The organism is Desulfoluna sp. CLI2B (assembly GCF_056847375.1).
This window is the reverse complement of the sequence record NZ_CP186557.1, coordinates 3,894,537-3,911,566: the sequence shown is the minus strand read 5'-3', so window position 1 is coordinate 3,911,566 and position 17,030 is coordinate 3,894,537. Positions and strand designations below refer to the sequence as shown.

Sequence of the window (17,030 nt, the reverse complement as noted above, 5' to 3'; positions counted from 1 at the left end):
GGGGTGACCTTGATGGGTGAACCTTTGGGGATGATATTTCATCCTTGGGATTTAATGTCGTCGTGAGGACGGGCTGTGGCTGGTCGCAACGCATGTGGCTTATGCCTCCGGCGCTCCGGACTGGGCAACGAAAGGAGAGGCAACCGGAACGTTTTTGCGGAGCTTTTATCAAAAAGCGACCCGCCGGAGGCACTGAGCCTTAAATGTCTTTGCCCTGGGGACCTAATTCCTGGTCACGGCCCGAGGCGTTGGGCCTGGGGATGCCCAGTTTGTTGATCTTGGACATCAGGGTGCGGGGGTTGAGCTTCATGATTGCTGCAGCACCGTCCGGTCCGAACACCTTGCCGCCGGTGGTGGCAAGGATCGATGCGATGTACCGGCGCTCGTTCTCTTCAAAGGAGAGGGGCGCGTCCGGGGCGTCGGCGGTGGGGACCGAGGCAAAGGAGATGCAGGTGGGGTCCAGGCTGTCGTCGGTGCTGAGGATGCAGGCCCGCTCCACCACGTTCTGGAGTTCCCGAACGTTGCCCGGCCAGTGGTAGGCCCTGAGAATGTCGGTGAATGCTTTTGGGACAGTCTTGGGCTTTCGGTTGAGGGTTGCGCAGAAGTTTTCCGTGAAAAATTGGGTGAGAAGGGGGATGTCCTCTTTGCGTTCCCTTAAGGGTGGGGTGGGGATGGGAAAGATGCTGAGGCGGAAATAGAGATCGGATCGGAATCTGCCCGTGCGCACAAGGCTCGGCAGGTCCCGATTGGTGGCTGCGATGACCCGTACGTCCACCTTGAGGGTGTCGGTGCCGCCCAGCCTTTCGAACTCGCCTTCCTGGAGCACCCGCAGGAGTTTGGCTTGGATCTCCAGGGACATCTCCCCGATTTCGTCCAGAAAAATCGTCCCTCCGTCGGCCAGCTCGAACCGGCCGGGTTTTTTCGAGTGGGCCCCGGTAAAAGCTCCGCGCTCGTGGCCGAAGAGTTCCCCTTCCACAAGCTGGGCAGGCAGGGTGGCGCAGTTTACCTTGACGAGTTTATTTGCGGCCCTGCCGCTCAACTCGTGGATCTTGCGGGCCACCAGCTCCTTGCCCGTGCCGGTCTCCCCGGAGATGAGGACCGTGGTGGGGGTGGGGGCCACGCTGCAGATGAGCCGGAAGAGCTCTCCGGTGGCCCGGCTCTGCCCGATGAAATCCCGGAAGACCTCCCGGGGTTTTTCGGAAGGGTTCGCCGGGTCGCCTTCGGTGTCATGGGAGGGGTACTTTTCCTGAAAGGCCCGGAGCATCTCCGCAAGGCGCACGGTCTCCGAGAGGTCCGTGAAAAAGGCGCCCCCGAAGTCACCATGGCCTTCATCGGCTCCGTAGACCAGGACCTTTACGGGGATCACCTTGCCGTGCTTGGTAAACAGGTTGTGCAATGTCCCTGCCCCTGGATCGTCCCCGTAGTAGGAGCCCCTCTCCTTCTGGGTGTCCAGAACAACGAATTTGTAGAGATAATTCCCCTCCAGTTCCTCCGGGGCGTACTCCAGTTTACGGGCGGCGTATCGGTTGACGCGGATGATCTTGCCGTCGGCGTCGTGCCAGACAATGCCCACCGGGGCGTGGTCAAAGGAGAAGAGGGTGCGTTGTGATTCCAGGCTGGCTTCGGTCGTGCGCTGCGATTCCATGGTGATACCGTGTTACTCCGATTCTTTGAATTCCAGGATATCGCCGGGCTGGCACGACAGGTGCTCGCAGATGGCATCCAGTGTGGACAGGCGAATGGCTTTGGCCTTGCCGGTCTTTAAAATAGACAGGTTCTGTTCGGTGATGCCGATGGCCCTGGCAAGCTGCACGGACTTCATTTTTCGCCTGGCCAGCATCACGTCTAAATTCACGATAATGGGCATGATCTCTCCGGTTGGGTTTGTTTACATCACATGGGGCTGGCCTTGCCGCCGCAGGGTTGGCCCGAATCCTTATACCGTGAATTGGCTCTCTTCGCTAAGTGCTCTTCCTTCATCCATGACCCAGGCAATGAAAAAGACGATACCTGCCAGTACCAGAGAGGTGAGTTCCGGAGAGCTGAACCCCACGCTGATGACCCGCTCTCCGGGTGGGTTGCCCATGGTGAAGATCACGCTCTTGGCCGACTCGTAGAGGATGGAAAAGACCACCCAGAGCACCAGGGCCTTGGCCGTGCTTCGAAACAGCCGCACGTGTTCAAAGGAGAAGATCTCTCCCTTGTTGTAATGGGCGAACAGCTTCCGGAGGTTTCGCAGCCCGTAGAGCAGGGCCGAAAGGGGAAGCAGGCTGCAGAGAAGGCCCAGGGCCCGAAGGAAGGCGGGCAGGTGGTTGGGGATCAGCGGGGTGGCCGTGGTGTTGACGTTGATGATCTCGTTGGGCAGCTGGTTGATGAAGATCCAGTACAGGAGATAATACAAGGGAATGGCCACCATGAAAAAAGTGATGAGCAGGTGAAACCGCTTACTGTGTTTTTTGATCTTTGACAGGTTGTCCACAACAGGCCTCCTTGGGGCGGGTTGTCCGTAAATATCTATGGGGTTCTTATACATCAATCATTTATTATCGAAAAACGATAAGTTACGGTAGCGTAATGTCTCTATGTGTGTCAATCATTTATTATCGATTTTCAATAATAAAAAGGCCGGGACATAAGACCGGGGTGAGGACAAACGGCTTGCGTTGGAGGGATGGCGCGGAAGGGGAGGCAACCGAAACGGTTTTTGCGGCTTTTCACGGTGTTAACGGTTTCTACACGGGAAGCTGAACGGGAAGATGGGCTTTTTAATATGGCGTAGATTGAGTCTTTTGTTAATGCTTTGGGTGTGTTTGGTGGATCATTTTTATGAAATATCGGGATTGGGAAGGGTGGAACCCCACTCCTTGAGGGCCAAAATGATGGGCTTGACGGGCTCGGCCATGGGCGTGAGGCTGTACTCCACCTCGGCAAGGCTTATAAGACCTCCCGGTGGATGAGGCCGTCGTTTTCAAGTTCCCGGAGCTGCTTGGTGAGCATGCGCTGGGTCACCGAGGGCATGTGCTTTCTCAACTCGCCAAAGCGTTTTTTTCCCGTCATCAGGTGGTAGAGGATGATGCCTTTCCACTTTCCGCCGATGATGCCGAGGGCTTGTTCTACGGGGCAGTTGGGTGCTCTGTCGGCCATCGTCGTACCTATGGTATACAAATGGATACTCTGGGGCCAAAACTGTACCTCTGACCAAAAGATACTTTGTCCTTAGGTTGGTTGTCAACACACTAACGACATCTTTACGGAGGACGATTTCATGAAAAAACAAGAGATTCTCGACGCCTTTATGTTCCGGCACGCCTGCAAGGAATTCGACGCGACGAAAAAGATATCCGAAGAGGACTTTTCCTTTATCCTGGAGACAGGTCGCCTCTCCCCCAGCTCCTTCGGCCTTGAACCCTGGCATTTTCTGGTGATCCAGAACCAGGCCCTGCGGGAGACCCTGGTGAAGGTGGCCTGGGGCGGACAGAAGCAGTTCCCCACGGCCAGCCACCTGGTCTTCATCCTGGCCCGGAAGAGTCACTTCATGAAATATGACAGCGAGTATGTCGACAAATTCATGGTAAACGTCCAGAAGCTGCCACCGGAGATTGTGGAGATGCGCAAAGGGTTTTACGAGGCCTTTCAGTCCACGGATTTCAACCTGCTGGAGAGTGAGCGGGCCATGACAGACTGGGCCACACGGCAGACCTATATCCCCCTTGCCAACATGATGACCGCAGCAGCCGTCATCGGTGTGGACAGCTGCCCCATGGAAGGATTTGACCGGGAGAAGATGGACGCCCTGCTTGCCGCAGAGCTGGGCATGGACAGGGACAAGTTTACACTGGCCTGCGCCGTGGGCTTCGGGTATCGCAAGGAGGCCCCCATGGCAAAGACGCGCCAGGAGCTGGAGGCGGTCACCACCTGGTACGAATAACCGGCAGCCGGGCACCTGATCACGCTGGCAATGATCAGGTACCCGGAATCCCTTTTTACCCTTTGATGTAGAGGATAAAGTTCTTGATTTTCTTCAGATGGGGGAGCACCACGATGACCACGATGGCGATGAAGATATACTGGATAACCTGAAACCGGTCATTTAAAAAATCGAAACCGTAGAACCAGATTCCGATGGCAGTGAGGGTACCCAGGAGGGTGGCGGACAAATTGCGTACCAGGCCCAGCCGCAGCATGTACCCGATGATGGAGCCCATGACCGGTCCGGTGACGGGCAGGGGGGCCATGACAAAGAGGAAGATGCCGATCCAGCCGTAGGGCTCGATTTTGTCTTTGTGCTGCAGGGCCTTTTCGGTGAGGCGGTCCATGGCGTTCATGATCCACGGGATCCTCAGGTAGCTCTTGGTGCTGAGAACGAACCCTGCGTAGGTGAAGCAGACGATGAGCACCTCGATGTAAAAGTTGTAGCCGATGGACATGGCGGGCCCCATTCCCGCGAAAATGCAGAGTCCCACACCGGCTGCCCGTCCCCCGAAGGTGTGGGCCCCGAATACGAGGATCAGGGTCTCGGCTTGCTTGTAGTCTGTGAAGGCGCAGTATCCAAGGTACCCCAGGAGCAGGACGGTCAATAGACAGCCCATAAGCAGGATTTTGAATTCTACGGAGTTAACAAGGGTGTGTTTCATGGTGAATCTGCACCGTTATATTGGGTGGAGGGTTCAGGCGTGTGACGGGTAGCACACAGATAGGTAACTTCCAAAAGAACTATGCTGATGTTTTTATCACACCAATAGCCCTTTACCAAGGGATAACGACTCCTGTCCGAGGGTGTTACCTTCGAACTCCGGGCAGAGACGCAAAAAGGCCCGCTTTCATCGATGATGGAGGCGGGCCTTTTTTTGTTTTCGCGTCATGATGGGGTTTTACTTGAGCAGCTCCACAAAGGCTTCCACGCGGGTCTTGAGCTGTCCCATGTCCTCCTGGCTGTAGTCGGTCTCAATGCGCAGGGTGGGCAGGTCCGTCTCTTCCAACTCTTTTTCCAGGGGAATAGCCTCCATGGCGTAGGGCTGGCAGAAGTTTAAGGTGTACTGAATCACGCCGTCGGCCTTGGATTTTGCGGCCAGCTCTTTGATGTGGCCGGAGCGCTCGGTGTTGGGGGTGAAGATGGCACAGTCGATGGCAAGGTAGCGGTCCACCAGGGCGTCCAGAAGGCCGTCCAGGTCGTCTGCGGAGTCGTCGGTGAGGTTGCGGCAGCCGCGCTCGCCCACGCAGGACTCTTCGGCCACGATGACCGCCCCGGAGGCCTCGATGACGGCGGGCAGCTTCCAGTTGGGAACGGCCATGGGGCAGCCCGAGACAAGGATGCGGGGGGTGCTGTCGGGGACCACGGAGGTCTTGTCCGCGATGCGTGTCTCCAGCTCATCGCACAGGGCGTTGACCGCATCGGTGAAACGGACCGGGTCGTCGTAGAAGAAGACCTGGTTGGCGATGAGGGCGTCCAGGCCGGAGATGGGCAGCATCGGGTTGTGCCGCAGGGCGGCAAGGCGGGCCATGGCCTTGCGCTTGTTGTTGACGATGGCGATGCCTTTTTTCAGGGCGGCCACGTCAATGGCGTTGCCGGTGAGGGCCTCCACCGCCTCTTTGTAGCGGATGAATTCCGCCTTTAAAAGGGCCCGGCCTTCGTCTGATTTTACCTGGGGCAGGTCCATGACGTAGAGGTTGTCGGCCAGGGTCCCCAGGGTTTCGTACGCTTTTTTCTTGCCGTCACAGGTGTTTTCCCCCACCACCAGGTCCGAACACTCCAGATAGGGGCAGACCTTGGCCAGCTTGAAGCCCAGGGAGGACTTGATGAGGGCGCAGGTGTTCCTGGGCAGGTATTTTTCCACCTCGTCCATGGCAAAGTCGGCGCCGGAGCAGAGCCCCACCTGGATGGCTTCGGCCGCCAGGGAGATCTCTTCGGGTACGAAGACGCAGTAACAGCCGATGACTTTTCGGCCTGCGGCCTGTGCGTCCACCAGCTCCTGAATGCGCTGGCCGTGGACCTCGCTCATGACAAAGTCAAAGTACCCCATTCCTTCGGGGCGGTTTTCCTGGGCAAGGTAGATGTCGCCGTAAGCCTGGCCCAGCACGCTGAGCAGGGCATCGTGGGCCTCGATGTCAAGGCCGAGGTCTTTCCACATGGGGGTGTGATCGGTGGTCATGGAAGCTCCTTTGGGTTGGGTGTTCATGTCTTGTCAATATTAGGTGAAAAAAGCAGGCCACCAGGGGCGCGAATGCTTCCGGCCTTCGTTCCTCAGGCCGATCACATTCGCTGACGGGCTGCGCCCATAGGTAACGGAGGTCTTGCTGTTTTATGCGTGTAAGGGCTACAGCGCCTGCCTCCCAGAGGCACGCTACAGGTCTCTTTTGATAATGCCCGAACAATCTCCAGCTTGGGTCGCGGGCATAGCCCGCCAGCAAATGCGTGGGGCGAGGAACGAGCCCCGGAGCATTTGCGAACCTGGGGTGCAGGGGCTGTAGCCCCTGCCCGCCGGAGGCATGCTTTTGTTTTTTACCCTGTTAAATCATTTCCAAAAACGCTTCCACGCGGATCCTTATCTGCTCTGTGTCTGACGGGGAGTAGCCGGTGTTGACGTGGAGGACGGGGATGTCGCACTCGTTTTCCAGGGTTTCTGCCACGGTGGTGTGTTCCACGGTGTAGGGGTGGCAGTTCTGGAGGGTGGCGTCCACCACGGCGTCAGCGCGGAACTGGGTGACCAGGTCTTTGAGGAGGTCCAGGCGCCTGGTGTTGGGGCTCATGCAGGCGCAGGGGGTGCCCAGGTAGTGGTCGGCCAGGGCGGTGACCATGTCGGTCTCTTTTTCCACGGGGCGGAAGATGCTTTTAAGGCCGCCGCAGTGTTCCTGGGCCACCACGAGCCCACCGAGTTCTTCCACGAGTTTCAGGACCTTGTCCGAGCCGCTTCCCATGGGGCATCCGGTGACCAGCACCCGTGGCTTTTTCTTGCCCTGGGATTCCTCGGGGGCGTTGGCCAGGATGGTTTGAAGGAGGTCGTCCAGCATGGCGTTGTAAGCCGGAAGGTCCACGGCCACGTTGCGAGACTCCATGAGCATGAGCATCTCGCGACCTGTCAGGGGCGGCACGGGCCCTGCCATGAGCTTGGAGATGGCCATGAGGGCTTCGTTGCGCGTGTTGAGAAGCTCCGCCTGTTCGGCCATGGCTTCGTCGGTGATGACGCGCCCTGTGTGGTCTTCGATGAAGGCCTTCAGTCGTTGGACTTCACTGCGCCAGAATTCTTTGGCCGGGGCGCTGTCCGCTGCGTAGGGCAGCTGCATCACGTGGACGGGTTTAAGGGATGCCATGCGCTCAAACATCTTCTTTTTGCCGTCGCAGGTGGTCTCCCCGATGATGACGTCGGCAGCCGCAAAATAGGGGCAGGTGTCGGAGAGGGCAAAGCCGTAGCTGGATTTGATGAGGGGGCAAAGGGCTGCGGGAAGCTCGGTTTCAGCCACGGCAATGGGCTTTTCGTCCTTGCCGCAGAGGCTCACCGGGATCATGCCCGCTGCCCGGACCAGTTCTTCCGGTGCAAAGGCGCAGTAGATACCGGCCACCTTGATGCCGTTTTCCGGGGCTTCGGCCAGGTGGCGCTGGCAGTGTTCGGACAGGAGGGTAAAGGGTTTCAGGGCCGCTTTGATGGCCGGATGGGTGGTACGGGTCATGACTGTTTTCCTGAAGATGGGGTGAGAAGGGCGTGGACGGAGACCGCGCCCATGATAACGACACCGTAGACCATGCGGGTCCACAGGCCGGAGAGGCCGATGCTGATGATGCCTGCCTCGATCATGCCGATGATGATGGCTCCCATGAGGGTGCCGTAGATGGTGCCGGTGCCTCCGAAGACCGAGGTGCCTCCCACGAAGACGGCGGCGAAGACGAGGAGCATGTAGCCCTCGCCCTGGGTGGGCCACCAGCTGGCCATCTCCATGCAGACCATGGCGCCGGAGAGCCCGGTGACCATGCCCATGAGCACAAAGACGCCCGTGCGGACCTTTGCCGTGGGGATGCCCATCATGCGGGCGGCTTCGGGGTTGTCTCCGCAGAAGCGCAGGTGGTCCCCTGCCACGTGGCGGTTCAGGACCAGCCAGAAGAGGCCGGTGAGCCCGGCAAACCAGACCGCCTGGGCGGGCAGGAATTCAAACCAGCGGCCCACCATGAGGTGGTGAAGGGCGGTTTCCCTGATCTCGGGCATGTTCACGGCCAGGCCTCCTGCCAGGAGTACGGTGGCTCCGCGCCAGAAGAACTGGGTGCCGATGGTGGCGATGATGGCGGGAACGCCGAAACCCACCACCAGCAGGCTGTTGAGGCATCCGGCAAGGGCGCCCACGGCAACTGCCGCCATGAGCCCTGTCCCCGGGCTGCCGGTGATGGCAAAGACCTTGGCAAAGGCAAACCCGCAGGCTGCCATCACCGCCGGAAAGGAGAGGTCCATCTCGCCGGTGATGATGACCAGGGTCATGGCAAGGGCGATCATGCCCGCAAAGGGGATGGTGGAGAGGTAGGCGATATAGATCCTGCCGTGGAGAAAGGTGTGGGGGGCAAGGGCCATGAAGCCTGCCAGCAGCACCGTAAAGATCAGGGTAATGGCCCATTGCACGGGGTTGTTGCGCAGAAAAGAGGGGATTGCGTTCATATCAGGACCATTTCATCAGGGTTGCCATGGAGGATTAGGGGTTTCGTCGGCCTTGCGGGCTTCATGCACCACCCGGCCGCGCTGGAGAAAGAGGAAACGGTCGGCCACGTCATGGACGTGGTGGAGGTTGTGGGAGACGAAGATCCCTGATTTCCCCTCGGTCTTGAGGGCCTTTGCAAAGCCCAGCACCTTGTCCACCTCTTTGACGGCCAGGGCCGTGGTGGGTTCATCCAGGATCACCACCCGGGCGTTGAAGTACATGGCCCGCCCGATGGCAAGGCCCTGGCGCTCCCCGCCGGAGAGCACCGAGACCGGGGCGTCGGCAGAGAGCCCCGCTCCTTTGAGGCCGATGATGTTTGTCAGGACCTTCATGGCCTCTTTTTTTTCATGGGCCACCCGGATCATGCCCAAAGGGTTGGTGCGGTGGCGCCCCATGAAAAAGTTCCGCCAGATGGGCTGGGACTCCCCCAGGGACTTGTCCTGAAAGACCGTCTCGATGCCCATGTCCCTGGCGGTTTTGACGGTGTGCCTGCCCGGGTCCACGGCGGCCCCGCCGATGCGCATGGTGCCTTTATCAAAGGTCTCCACACCGGAGAGGATTTTGATGAGGGTGGATTTCCCTGCGCCGTTGTCCCCGATGAGGCCGATGATTTCGTTGTCATGCAGGGTCAGGTCGACGCCGTTCAGCGCATCCACGTGGCCGTAGGACTTGGTGATGCCGGACAGTTCGATAAGGGGCGCCATAGGACTCTTACCTGAGCCCTTTTTTCGCCAGGGGCGCGATGAGGGAGAGGTTGTCCGCTCCGATGAAGCCGCCGCCGGTGTCGATGTTAAGGCCTGAGAACCCGTATTTTTCGGTGAGGGCGATCTGGAGCACGGAGAAGTATCCCAAAAGGAAGGGCTGGGCGTCTCCGATGAGGTCCACAAAGCCGTTCTGGATGGCCGTGGCCGTGGCAGGGGAGAGGGAGAAACCGGCCACGTTGATCTCGTCGGGTTTTACGGCTGCGGCTCTTAAGAAATTTTCCATCTGGGCGGTGAGGGCACCGTGGTCGATGACCATGAGCTTGCAGTCCGGGTCGGGAGAGCAGGTAGCCGGTGACCACCGGGGTGCCAAGGGAGGGGTCCTTGTCGATGCGGGAGGTGTTCCAGGTAGTCCACGGTGACGCCTGCGCCTTCAAGGACTTCAAGGATACCCACGGCACGGCGGCCACGGGTGGGCAGGCGCTTGAGCCCCCAGACAAAGGCCCGGTCCCCTTTTTTGAGGCCGAAGCGCTGAAGGCACTCGTTTGCCATGCTCTTGCCCTGGGTGTAGTTGTCCGGGCCGATGAACCCGAACCCTTCGGCCTGGTATTTGCCCTGGGTTTTGGGAAGCGGGGTGTCCACGGTGGTGACGAGGATGCCGCTTTGCCGTGCTTCATTGATGAGGGGGGCAAAGGCCGAATCACCGGGAAGACCCATGACAACAATGCCCGTGGGCTTTTCGGCCAGGGCCTTTTTGAAGTTTTCGATCATTTTTTCCGGGCTCCAGTCCGAGTAGACGAAGCTGATGCGTGCGCCGATGTCGCTGGCTGCGGCTTTGGCACCGTTATACACCACGGTGTTGTACGTGCCGCCCACGGGGCCGCCGGTGTCGAACCAGATGTGCATGCCCTCGCCGGTTTTCGGCATATTCGCGGCCGAGGCAAGGGGAACGGCTGTGAAAAGGAGCAGGGCAAGGGTCAGGAGTCGCTTGATCATGTCGTGTTTCCTTATTGTTTATGTGTGTGTGGGCGGGAGCCCGCGTTACTGCTGATCGTCTGCGAGAAGCGCTGCGCCCAGGGCCACCACGGTCTGGGGAGAGTCCGGGACCACCACCTCAGTGTTGAGGGTGTCGGACAGCAGGGCTCGGATGCAGGGGTTTTTGGCGACCCCACCCACAAAGCACAAGGGGCCGTCCAGGCCCACGCGGCGGATCATGGAGGCCGCGCGCCGGACCACGGATTCGTGGAGGCCCCGGGCGATGTGCACGGGTTTTTCGCCTTTTGCCAGAAGGGAGGTGACCTCGGATTCGGCAAAGACCGTGCACATGCTGCTCACCTCCACGGTCTTTTCGGCTGAAAGGGCCGCGTCTCCGAAGGTTGACGGGGAAAAGCCCAGATTGTCGGACATGATCTCCAGGAATTTGCCGGTGCCTGCGGCGCAGCGGTCGTTCATCTCGAACTTGACCACCCGGCCTTTTTTCCCTACGCGGATGACCTTTACGTCCTGACCGCCGATATCAAGGATGGTGGAGACCTCGGGGTAGAGGTGAAAGGTACCGGCGGCGCAGGCCTTGATTTCGGTGACGGTGTCGGCTTCCATCTGCTGCTCGAAGAGGGTGCGGCCGTAGCCGGTGGCCGTGAGCCGGTGCGGGGTCATGCCGCTTGTGGCCAGGATCTCCCGGGCGCGGGTCATGGGCTGGAAGCCGGTGTCTGTGGTGGCTGTGTGGGTGAGGGTGCCGTTTTCCAAAAGGACCAGTTTAATGGTACGGGAGCCGATGTCGATGCCTGCAGAGATCATGGGGCCATCCTGTGTCTGTCAAAAAAACATGTCGCCTGTCCGTTTAAAGGGCAGGTTTTGTGTGCGATGGATTGCGATGGGTTTGTTTTGTATGTGCAGGAAAGACGGGCGTCAAAGAGATAATATTGATGGGGATGGGGGGCTGCTATCGAGATGTTCTATTGCAAGCCTCGGGTGGGTGTGGTGCTTTACGCTGCGGCGTGGATGATGCGGTTTCGGCCCTTGGCCTTGGCCCGGTAGAGCTGCATGTCCGCGTCGCGGATGAGGCAGGAGAGGTCGGCGTGGTCCGGCTGCAGCTCGGCGGCCCCGATGCTGATGGTGACCAGGACCTCCCCGTTGTCTGTGTGAAAGGGGGTGTTGCAGACCGTGGTGCGGATGCGCTCGGCCGCAATGAGGGCCTGTCGCAGGGTACATTGGGGCAGAAACACGATGAACTCTTCTCCGCCGAGCCTGCCGAAGGAGTCCACCTCCCGCAGGGCATGTTTGCACCGGGAGGCCACTCCGGCCAGGATCAGGTCGCCGGTGTGGTGGCCGAAGGTGTCGTTGAAGCGTTTGAAATGATCGATGTCCACCATGAGAACGGAGCCCGGCGTGTGGAACCGCCTGGCGGATTTAAAGAAGAACTGCCCCATCTCAAGGACCTTTCTTCGGCTGAATACCTGGGTGAGCTCGTCGATTTCCACCAGGTTCCTCAGCTCGGCAAGGGCTGAAAATTCGCGTCGTTTGGTTTTCTCCATGTGGATGAAAAAGTAAATGCCGCAGCAGTTGGCCAGGCAAAAGGAGAGGATGGTGGTGGACATGGAGGTAAAGGGCAGGGGCGTGAAGAAGATCATGGCCGCGATGTACAGCACCGAGCCGCCCAGGCCGCCGATAAGTGGGGCGATGAGGCGCGGGGGGAAAAAGAGATAGCAGATGAGCACCACAAAGGAGGTGGCGGAGATGGTCATGGTGCCCGTGACGGGGGCCTTGAGGATGAGCTCGATGATTTCCGTTCCCATGACCACAGACATGTATGCGCAGACCGTTGCCGTGTGCCGGACGAGATCTTTTTTGTCGAGGTAGAGCTGATAAAAGGCGGTGAGTCCTGCCATGGCTGCAAGGGCCCTGCCTGCCAGAAGGATGTTCAGTTCGGGGCCCACCCCGAGCTCACAAAAATCAGCGAACCCGGCAAGGAGGTAGATAATGGCGGTGACGGCGTATACAAATTGCATTTTGTGCTTGATGCGGGGCCACTGCTCGTCCCGGAAGTGCTTCTCTGTTTCAGGGTCCTGAAATTCACCCATCCAATTGAACTGTGCCATAACTCACTCTCATTCATCAATGCGGGGCGCCCTTTTTATCCGAACGGGGGCGCCAAGAGCCGGATAAACCGTTGAGTTCAGACTCGGGACACTGGAAAAGAACGCGGCACAGAAGGGGAACAGCCCCTGCCGGGGACCGGCCGTGGGGTCAACGGGGGGTGCTGATTCGGTCAGTGTTTATGGTCCGGACTCATGTCTACTTATATATCAGTATCGGATTGTCCCGTGCTCATTATCAGTTTTCAGTGAAAATTTAAAGGGGATTATGTCCGTCGGGATGGGGGGACGGGGGGTGGAATGGCACCCGCAGGTGCAGGCCTTGGGACTCGGTATCCTCCTTTTGCTTGTTTCTGCGGTATGTTTCGAAAATAATTCAATGTTTTTTGATCGCGATGGTGTAGGATAAGAGATCCGGGGCCGGGATGTCGATCCCAGTTCCGCGGGATCGCCCGCCTCGCTGTGGTTGCAAGCCTTTTAAGGAACCATCAGGACACGCCATATGTATACCAGCCGCGGACCGGGCAAGCCGTTCCAGGCATTTTCCTCCGCGCCCTTTGTTGCCAACACATCACCCAAGCAAGGACTGGCCCAGATCATGCGTATGACGCTCCTTTTTCGATGGGTTCTGGTGGGATGGCTCCTTTCTGTCTGTATGTGGTCCCTTTGCTCTGGGGACGAAGCGTCCCTGGTGCGGGGGACGGCTGACTCCCTTGGCACCATCAGCATTCCGTACGGGTTTTACAACGACAGTTTTGGTTTTGCGGTGGGGTATGTGCACAGTGTCACCGGTTATCCCCAGAAGCAGGCCGGGCTCCTGGGCACCGCCATGGTGGGGACCCAGGGATCGGCCATGGCCATTTTGTACGGGCAGGACATCCTGCTTCCTAACACGGAGCGGTTTCTGTTCGATCCCATTGCCTCGGTGGGGTATTTTTCAGACAATGAGAGCTATATCGACGGGAATCCCAATTTCACCGGGGAGCGGGCGGGGAGCAACGGGTCCGACAAGGACAACTTTGTCACCGGGGACGGGTGGGATAACTACTTTCGGCTTCGGTTCCAGTATCTCTTGCCCATCGCCGGGGGCAAGGTGGTCTCCTTTGACACCGTAGCCCTGAAGGAGGGGCTTCCGGTCTTGAAACCCAGGGAGGAGCCGCGATGGAACCCGCTGTCAAGCGGCAAGATCTACCTTGAGCTGACCCCTTTCTACCGGTCCCAGCAGGTGGACGGTGACGATATCGAATCCAACCTGAAGACCAACGGCCTTGATGTGGGGGTGTTCTGGGACAACCGCGATTTCCATCAAAACCCTTCCTGCGGAAATGCTCTGAATCTCCAGTTGTCCCGAGACTTCGGGTGGCTGAACAGCACCGAGTCCTGGACCACGGTCTCCGCCGAATACGACCACTACATCCCCTTATCCCTTTCCCCTGCGTTTCGCCAGTCGGTTCTGGCTTTAGATGCCTGGACCGCCTACTCCCCATCCTGGAACGAAATCGAAAACGGGGTGATCGAGAATCGCCCTCCGGCATTTTCAGGGGCCACCCTGGGCGGTGAATGGCGGATGCGGGGCTATCCGTCGAATCGTTTCAGCGACAAGACCGCCGTTTACTACGCCGCCGAGCTTCGGATGATCCCGTATTGGAATCCCTTTGAGGGCTGGCCCTGGCTCCAGCATTACGTGGGGGTGGCCTGGGTGCAGTTCGTCCCCTTTGTGGAAGTGGGCAGGGTGGGGCCCTCCTGGGACCTGTCCGAGCTTCATTCGGACATGAAGGTTGATGTGGGCCTGGGATTCAGGGTGTGGGCCAAGGGGATCGTGGCCCGGGTGGATGTGGCGGTTTCCGAAGAGTCGGTGGGGGTGCAGATGATGGTGAGCCAGCCCTTTCAATTTTGAGCCGGGCGGCTTTGCGGATAAATTGGTTTTCTTATCCTTCGGGGCAAGGCAGGGCGCACCGGGTTCCCCATGGTGCCATGGGGGACCCGGTGCATGGCGGTGTCATCGGAACGTCAGGGCTTGGGGCAGTCATGGGGCGTCGCCTCTGCGGTCTCTTTCAATGCCTCAAGATCCACGGTGGGGAAGGGCATGATGTGAACCTGGGGCTTGGTTGTGTCGGACTGCGGCGGGGTCTCCTGGCTGATCACTTTGTTTTGGATTTTTCCGGTGTTCCGGTTGATGGTGTACCTTTCGGTGGTGCCGTCGGAGTAGATCCGTTCCCTTTCGATGACCTTCCCTTTGAGGGTATCCACCTGGGTGTATTCACGGGGGGCATCCACGGGCTTTGGTGGCTCGGCATAAGCATACGGAACCCAGGACCGGGCACCCGTCTGTTCGGTGGGGAATGGAAACCACTGGGAGTAATTGCCGTACTCGGCAAAGATGTCGCCGCCCTCATAGATGGAGAGCTTCATGTTGACGGTTTTGTGGCGGGTCTTGATGGGCACCGGAATGGTGACGATGGGCGATTTCCCGAAGTTGTCCGAAAACAGGCGGTTGTTGATCTGTTCCGACCGGGTTTTGGGAAAATTGATGAGGGATTTGTAGATGTCCAGACCGGCGTTGACCAGGGAAGGGATCACGAGAAGCACAGCCGTCAGCCCGATGATCCAGTTTCGCATATCGGTCCAGAGGGATGGGGAGGAAGAGGCATGATCGTTCATGGATCGCTCCTTTCATTTAACCCGGATATTTCACGAGTCGAGTGCACCCATATTCAAGGCATCAGAGCTGCAGATGTAGTGTTTTACCTCAAAGCTCTGATAACGCAGAAGATGGGTGCACTCGGCTCGCCCGAAGGGTGAGAAAATCAAACAGCAAACGCTGATTTACATTTTGCATTTTCAAAATAGCAGACACTTTTATCGTAGATGGCTAAAATCATAGTGTTTTTTCTTTTGGGCGGTTGTTTTCTCATGAAATGTCCGGGCTAAGATCGGGCACTGAACTCCTTCAAGATTTGATCCAACGCGTCGGGGTCGCTCTGGCTGAGGCTTTCCAGGATCCTGCGGGCGGCCGTCCGGGTGGCCACCCTCATCTCTTTTTTTATCTTTTCCGTATCTTGTTGAACTCCCTTGAGATCCTTGAATGCGTCCTTGCTCTGTGTTTTTTTCCCCCCCTCCTCCACCAGGGAGATGAGGACCTCGGTGATGAGGCCGAGCTGCCTGCCGTAGGACGCTTTGCTGACAATGGCCTTTTCCATCCGGCCGTCTCCGGCTTCTGCGGGGATGGCGCCGAAAAAAACATCGGGGTCGATGCTCTGGACGACATCTCCGCTCCAGGGATAGTTGATTTGAGGGTACGGGATCATGGTGAGGCCTCCTTCAGGTTGGGTGTTAGTCCGTTTTATTTGTACCTGCGATTCAGCCGGGAAGGCCGTTGCGGTAGCAGGCCGAGGGCAGTTGGTTCATGGCAGCTTTGTTGCGATCCATCGGTTGCAGGAGATGCGTGGCAACGTCGTTTTCCTTTTTCCTTGAGGCGGTTGACAAAGGCGGGCTGCCGGATGAGGGGCCGTGCAAGGGCGATGAAGTCGGCGTGGCCTTCCGCAAGGACGGTTTCCATGTGCGTCTTGTTGCGCATCCCCCCCACGATGACCAGGGCCATGTCTCCGGCGCACTCCTTCACGGCTTTGAGGTCTTCCAGGCTCCAGCCTTCGATGAGGTCGCGGGTTCCTTCCAGTTGTTTCATCAAAAGCCATCCCACCGGTTTTTTCCATGCGGGCAGGGCCCGGACGATCTCCTTGACCGGGACGCCCCCGCGCCAGCAGCTCATGTGATCGTAAAATTTGACACCGGTTGTCAGCTCCAGGCCGCTGACCCCTGAGTCCCTGAGCCATGCCGTGTAGGTGCGGGCCAGCTCCAGGGTGATGCCCTGCTGCGGGGTCAGGTCCCGGGAGTTCATCTTCACGAGGATGGGGATCTCTTTGGAGACCTTCTCTTTGATGCCGGTGATGATCTCCTGCATGATGCGGAACCGGTTTTCGGGGGAGCCGCCCCAGCGGTCTTTCCTTACGTTGAAAAAGGGGCTGAGGAACTGGTTAAGGAGGTCGCCGCCCCCGGCGTGGAGGTAGATGAGGTCGGAACCGGCTTCCACGGCCCGGCCCGCTGCCGCCACAAAGGCGTCCACGGTTTCTTGCACCATGGCATCGCTCATTTCGTCGGGCTTGATGAAGTAGGATGGGTCCCGCCTGATGCGGGACGGGCCCAGGGGGTTGCGACCGATGAGGTGTTTTTCGGTCTGGCGCCCGGCGTGGGAGATCTCAAAGGCGATTCTGGCTCCGTGGGCGTGGACGGTGTCGGCCAGTTTTTTGAGGCCCGGGACCATAGCGTCACAGTGGATGCCCGCCTGCCGTTTCTGTGCCCGCCCCAGGGGGGAGGCAAACATGTAACCGGTGCAGATCAGGCCCACCCCGCCTCTGGCCAGGCGTTCATGGCAGGCAAGCATGTCGTCGCCGATGGAGCCGTCGGCCTCGGCCAGCCCTTCATAGACCGGTGCTCTGACAAACCTGTTTTTGATTTCAAGGGATCCGATTTTTCCTGGCGTGAACAGCAGCGACATGGG

18 protein-coding genes are annotated in these 17,030 nt (G+C 58.8%); 2 read left to right on the top strand and 16 right to left on the bottom strand.

Going from position 1 to position 17,030, the window contains the following annotated elements:
* Positions 1 to 199 precede the first annotated feature (199 nt).
* The 4 genes from ACOYW2_RS18350 to ACOYW2_RS18335 form a co-directional block, all read right to left on the bottom strand.
* A complete protein-coding gene (locus ACOYW2_RS18350; RefSeq protein WP_482767481.1) occupies positions 200 to 1,645 on the bottom strand; it encodes a sigma-54 interaction domain-containing protein in 1,446 nt (481 codons plus the stop codon).
* Between the two features lie 12 nt (positions 1,646 to 1,657).
* Complete coding sequence (locus ACOYW2_RS18345) at positions 1,658 to 1,867, bottom strand: helix-turn-helix domain-containing protein (protein WP_482417501.1); 210 nt, start codon at positions 1,865 to 1,867, stop codon at positions 1,658 to 1,660.
* Between the two features lie 69 nt (positions 1,868 to 1,936).
* The gene (locus ACOYW2_RS18340) at positions 1,937 to 2,479 is read right to left on the bottom strand and encodes a DUF2975 domain-containing protein (RefSeq protein ID WP_482767480.1); all 543 of its coding nucleotides are present in this window, start codon (positions 2,477 to 2,479) and stop codon (positions 1,937 to 1,939) included.
* A 455-nt stretch (positions 2,480 to 2,934) separates the two neighbouring features.
* Positions 2,935 to 3,144: a winged helix-turn-helix transcriptional regulator gene (locus ACOYW2_RS18335; RefSeq protein ID WP_482767479.1), complete on the bottom strand. Its 210-nt coding sequence runs from the start codon at positions 3,142 to 3,144 to the stop codon at positions 2,935 to 2,937.
* 121 nt (positions 3,145 to 3,265) lie between these two features.
* On the opposite strand from ACOYW2_RS18335, the gene ACOYW2_RS18330 reads away from it, so the two are divergent.
* On the top strand, positions 3,266 to 3,928 hold the full coding sequence (locus ACOYW2_RS18330) for an NAD(P)H-dependent oxidoreductase (RefSeq protein WP_482767478.1): 663 nt from the start codon (positions 3,266 to 3,268) through the stop codon (positions 3,926 to 3,928).
* Between the two features lie 55 nt (positions 3,929 to 3,983).
* On the opposite strand, the gene ACOYW2_RS18325 is transcribed toward ACOYW2_RS18330, so the two are convergent.
* The 9 genes from ACOYW2_RS18325 to ACOYW2_RS18285 all read right to left on the bottom strand — a co-directional run bounded on the left by ACOYW2_RS18325 (position 3,984) and on the right by ACOYW2_RS18285 (position 12,475).
* Positions 3,984 to 4,634 carry a small multi-drug export protein gene (locus ACOYW2_RS18325; RefSeq protein WP_482417497.1) on the bottom strand — a complete coding sequence of 217 codons (651 nt, stop codon included), beginning with the start codon at positions 4,632 to 4,634 and terminating at the stop codon, positions 3,984 to 3,986.
* A gap of 237 nt (positions 4,635 to 4,871) precedes the next feature.
* Positions 4,872 to 6,149: a double-cubane-cluster-containing anaerobic reductase gene (locus ACOYW2_RS18320; protein WP_482767477.1), complete on the bottom strand. Its 1,278-nt coding sequence runs from the start codon at positions 6,147 to 6,149 to the stop codon at positions 4,872 to 4,874.
* A 358-nt stretch (positions 6,150 to 6,507) separates the two neighbouring features.
* Positions 6,508 to 7,665: a double-cubane-cluster-containing anaerobic reductase gene (locus tag ACOYW2_RS18315; RefSeq protein ID WP_482767476.1), complete on the bottom strand. Its 1,158-nt coding sequence runs from the start codon at positions 7,663 to 7,665 to the stop codon at positions 6,508 to 6,510.
* Positions 7,662 to 8,636 (bottom strand): ABC transporter permease, encoded by a 975-nt coding sequence (locus tag ACOYW2_RS18310; protein ID WP_482767475.1) that lies wholly within the window; start codon positions 8,634 to 8,636, stop codon positions 7,662 to 7,664. Before ACOYW2_RS18310 ends, ACOYW2_RS18315 begins: the two co-directional genes overlap by 4 nt.
* A gap of 15 nt (positions 8,637 to 8,651) precedes the next feature.
* Complete coding sequence (locus ACOYW2_RS18305; RefSeq protein WP_482767474.1) at positions 8,652 to 9,380, bottom strand: ATP-binding cassette domain-containing protein; 729 nt, start codon at positions 9,378 to 9,380, stop codon at positions 8,652 to 8,654.
* A gap of 7 nt (positions 9,381 to 9,387) precedes the next feature.
* Complete coding sequence (locus ACOYW2_RS18300; protein ID WP_482767473.1) at positions 9,388 to 9,696, bottom strand: hypothetical protein; 309 nt, start codon at positions 9,694 to 9,696, stop codon at positions 9,388 to 9,390.
* Complete coding sequence (locus ACOYW2_RS18295; protein ID WP_482767472.1) at positions 9,648 to 10,373, bottom strand: substrate-binding domain-containing protein; 726 nt, start codon at positions 10,371 to 10,373, stop codon at positions 9,648 to 9,650. Before ACOYW2_RS18295 ends, ACOYW2_RS18300 begins: the two co-directional genes overlap by 49 nt.
* A 45-nt stretch (positions 10,374 to 10,418) precedes the next feature.
* Entirely contained in the window at positions 10,419 to 11,174 is a 756-nt protein-coding gene (locus ACOYW2_RS18290) for an acyl-CoA dehydratase activase (RefSeq protein ID WP_482417491.1), read from the bottom strand.
* A 188-nt stretch (positions 11,175 to 11,362) separates the two neighbouring features.
* Positions 11,363 to 12,475, bottom strand: coding sequence for a GGDEF domain-containing protein (locus ACOYW2_RS18285; RefSeq protein ID WP_482767471.1), 1,113 nt, complete (start codon positions 12,473 to 12,475; stop codon positions 11,363 to 11,365).
* 499 nt (positions 12,476 to 12,974) lie between these two features.
* On the opposite strand from ACOYW2_RS18285, the gene ACOYW2_RS18280 reads away from it, so the two are divergent.
* A complete protein-coding gene (locus ACOYW2_RS18280; RefSeq protein WP_482767470.1) occupies positions 12,975 to 14,369 on the top strand; it encodes a BamA/TamA family outer membrane protein in 1,395 nt (464 codons plus the stop codon).
* A gap of 113 nt (positions 14,370 to 14,482) precedes the next feature.
* Here ACOYW2_RS18280 and ACOYW2_RS18275 read toward each other — a convergent pair whose 3' ends face one another.
* The 3 genes from ACOYW2_RS18275 to ACOYW2_RS18265 all read right to left on the bottom strand — a co-directional run bounded on the left by ACOYW2_RS18275 (position 14,483) and on the right by ACOYW2_RS18265 (position 17,027).
* A complete protein-coding gene (locus tag ACOYW2_RS18275) occupies positions 14,483 to 15,133 on the bottom strand; it encodes a hypothetical protein (protein ID WP_482767469.1) in 651 nt (216 codons plus the stop codon).
* Positions 15,134 to 15,399: 266 nt separating this feature from the next.
* Positions 15,400 to 15,780 (bottom strand): hypothetical protein, encoded by a 381-nt coding sequence (locus tag ACOYW2_RS18270; RefSeq protein ID WP_482767468.1) that lies wholly within the window; start codon positions 15,778 to 15,780, stop codon positions 15,400 to 15,402.
* Between the two features lie 35 nt (positions 15,781 to 15,815).
* Positions 15,816 to 17,027, bottom strand: a complete 1,212-nt coding sequence (locus ACOYW2_RS18265) for an NADH:flavin oxidoreductase (protein WP_482767467.1) — start codon at positions 17,025 to 17,027, stop codon at positions 15,816 to 15,818.
* Between the last annotated feature and the right edge of the window lie 3 nt (positions 17,028 to 17,030).